1 protein-coding gene and 2 rRNA genes are annotated in these 3391 nt (G+C 50.3%); all 3 read left to right on the top strand.

What is annotated here, in order from left to right; all coding sequences use genetic code 11:
• On the top strand, window positions 1-192 hold a 192-nt coding region (locus tag IB269_RS29170; protein WP_207444604.1), incomplete at its 5' end, for a hypothetical protein.
• A gap of 73 nt (window positions 193-265) precedes the next feature.
• A 23S ribosomal RNA gene (locus IB269_RS28890) occupies window positions 266-3141 on the top strand.
• 127 nt (window positions 3142-3268) lie between these two features.
• Window positions 3269-3381 (top strand): 5S ribosomal RNA (rrf, locus tag IB269_RS28885).
• Window positions 3382-3391 lie beyond the last annotated feature (10 nt).

Here is a 3391-nt window from a genome sequence, read left to right as displayed (position 1 = left end):
CTATCAATCGGCTGTTCTTTAAAAATTCATAGAGTCGAAATCAGCGTTGCTGACGGAAAGAGATTTCAATCTCACCGTGCCGTCAGCAACATTTTGATTGCGTCAAAACGAATGAAACTTTGTTTTATTCAAGTAATGACGAATTGTTCTCTTGACAGAAATGTCAAAGAATTCATTCACATTACGGCATAACGCGCGAGGTGAGAGACCTCGCAAGTCCTTGAAAGAAAACGGCGAAATCTCGCAAGAGAGATCAAAGTTATAGGGTCAAGTGACTAAGAGCATGTGGTGGATGCCTTGGCGATGATAGGCGACGAAAGACGTGATAGCCTGCGATAAGCTTCGGGGAGCTGGCAAATTAGCTTTGATCCGGAGATTTCTGAATGGGGAAACCCACCCGCAAGGGTATCGCATACTGAATACATAGGTATGCGAGGCGAACCTGGAGAACTGAAACATCTAAGTACCCAGAGGAAAAGACATCAACCGAGATTCCGAAAGTAGTGGCGAGCGAAATCGGAAGAGCCTTCTAGTGATAGTCAGACGGTTAACAAAACGGAATGGAAAGTCCGGCCATAGTAGGTGATAGCCCTGTATGTGAAAACCGACTGGTGGTACTGAGCTAGAGAAAAGTAGGGCGGGGCACGAGAAACCCTGTCTGAATATGGGGGGACCATCCTCCAAGGCTAAATACTCATCATCGACCGATAGTGAACCAGTACCGTGAGGGAAAGGCGAAAAGAACCCCGGGAGGGGAGTGAAATAGATCCTGAAACCGCATGCTTACAAAAAGTAGGAGCCCGCAAGGGTGACTGCGTACCTTTTGTATAATGGGTCAGCGACTTACATTCAGTGGCAAGGTTAACCGAATAGGGGAGCCGTAGAGAAATCGAGTCCGAATAGGGCGTCCAGTCGCTGGGTGTAGACCCGAAACCAAGTGATCTATCCATGGCCAGGATGAAGGTGCCGTAACAGGTACTGGAGGTCCGAACCGACTAGTGTTGCAAAACTAGCGGATGAGCTGTGGATAGGGGTGAAAGGCTAAACAAACTTGGAAATAGCTGGTTCTCTCCGAAAACTATTTAGGTAGTGCCTCAAGTATTACCTGCGGGGGTAGAGCACTGTTTAGGCTAGGGGGTCATGGCGACTTACCAAACCTATGCAAACTCCGAATACCGCAGAGTACAGCTTGGGAGACAGAGCACCGGGTGCTAACGTCCGGACTCAAGAGGGAAACAACCCAGACCGCCAGCTAAGGTCCCTAAAATTGGCTAAGTGGGAAACGAAGTGGGAAGGCTAAAACAGTCAGGATGTTGGCTTAGAAGCAGCCATCATTTAAAGAAAGCGTAATAGCTCACTGATCGAGTCGTCCTGCGCGGAAGATGTAACGGGGCTAAGCCAGTTACCGAAGCTGCGGATTTGCAATTTATTGCAAGTGGTAGGAGAGCGTTCTGTAAGCCTGTGAAGGTGCCTGGTAACGGGTGCTGGAGGTATCAGAAGTGCGAATGCTGACATGAGTAGCGTTAAAGGGGGTGAAAAGCCCCCTCGCCGTAAGCGCAAGGTTTCCTACGCAACGTTCATCGGCGTAGGGTGAGTCGGCCCCTAAGGCGAGGCAGAGATGCGTAGCTGATGGGAAACAGGTCAATATTCCTGTACCGATGTGTAGTGCGATGTGGGGACGGAGAAGGTTAGCTCAGCCAACTGTTGGATATGTTGGTTCAAGCCTGTAGTCGTGCCTGGTAGGCAAATCCGCCGGGCTTAGATGAGGGGTGATAACGAGTCTGCTTGCAGACGAAGTGAGTGATACCCTGCTTCCAGGAAAAGCCACTAAGCTTCAGCTACACACGACCGTACCGCAAACCGACACTGGTGCGCGAGATGAGTATTCTAAGGCGCTTGAGAGAACTCTGGAGAAGGAACTCGGCAAATTGATACCGTAACTTCGGGAGAAGGTATGCCGCAAGTAGGTGAACTTGAACAAAGGGAGCCCAAAGCGGTTGCAAAAAATCGGTGGCTGCGACTGTTTAATAAAAACACAGCACTCTGCAAACACGAAAGTGGACGTATAGGGTGTGACGCCTGCCCGGTGCTGGAAGATTAAATGATGGGGTGCAAGCTCTTGATTGAAGTCCCAGTAAACGGCGGCCGTAACTATAACGGTCCTAAGGTAGCGAAATTCCTTGTCGGGTAAGTTCCGACCTGCACGAATGGCGTAACGATGGCCACACTGTCTCCTCCAGAGACTCAGCGAAGTTGAAATGTTTGTGATGATGCAATCTCCCCGCGGAAAGACGGAAAGACCCCATGAACCTTTACTGTAGCTTTGTATTGGATTTTGAACGGATCTGTGTAGGATAGGTGGGAGGCTTTGAAGTGAGGACGCTAGTTCTCATGGAGCCGACGTTGAAATACCACCCTGGTGCGTTTGAGGTTCTAACCCAGGTCCCTTATCGGGATCGGGGACAGTGCATGGTAGGCAGTTTGACTGGGGCGGTCTCCTCCCAAAGCGTAACGGAGGAGTTCGAAGGTACGCTAGTTACGGTCGGACATCGTGACGATAGTGCAATGGCATAAGCGTGCTTAACTGCGAGACTGACAAGTCGAGCAGATGCGAAAGCAGGACATAGTGATCCGGTGGTTCTGTATGGAAGGGCCATCGCTCAACGGATAAAAGGTACTCTGGGGATAACAGGCTGATACCGCCCAAGAGTTCATATCGACGGCGGTGTTTGGCACCTCGATGTCGGCTCATCTCATCCTGGGGCTGTAGTCGGTCCCAAGGGTATGGCTGTTCGCCATTTAAAGAGGTACGTGAGCTGGGTTTAAAACGTCGTGAGACAGTTTGGTCCCTATCTTCCGTGGGCGCTGCAGATTTGAGGAAGCCTGCTCCTAGTACGAGAGGACCGGAGTGGACACACCTCTGGTGTATCGGTTGTCACGCCAGTGGCATTGCCGAGTAGCTAAGTGTGGAAGAGATAACCGCTGAAAGCATCTAAGCGGGAAACTCGTTTCAAGATGAGATCTGCCGGGGCCTTGAGCCCCCTGAAGAGTCGTTCAAGACCAGGACGTTGATAGGCTGGGTGTGGAAGCGCAGTAATGCGTTAAGCTAACCAGTACTAATTGCTCGTGAGGCTTGACCCTATAACTTTGATGACGTGATCATCAAGGTGGTTATGCCAAGTAAGGCGCAGTCAAAATACAAAGCTGATTTACAGACTCTATGAATTCGTTGTGTTGCTCAGAAAGAGCAGCATGACAACAAGTTATGCCTGATGACCATAGCAAGTTGGTACCACTCCTTCCCATCCCGAACAGGACAGTGAAACGACTTTGCGCCGATGATAGTGCGGGTTCCCGTGTGAAAGTAGGTCATCGTCAGGCTCTTACAGCC

Origin of the sequence: Delftia sp. DLF01, assembly GCF_014852125.1 — a bacterium.
Classification (GTDB): Bacteria; Pseudomonadota; Gammaproteobacteria; order Burkholderiales; family Burkholderiaceae_C; genus Comamonas; species Comamonas acidovorans.
The sequence above is the reverse complement of the archived record's forward strand: the minus strand, read 5'-3'. Positions and strand labels throughout refer to the sequence as shown.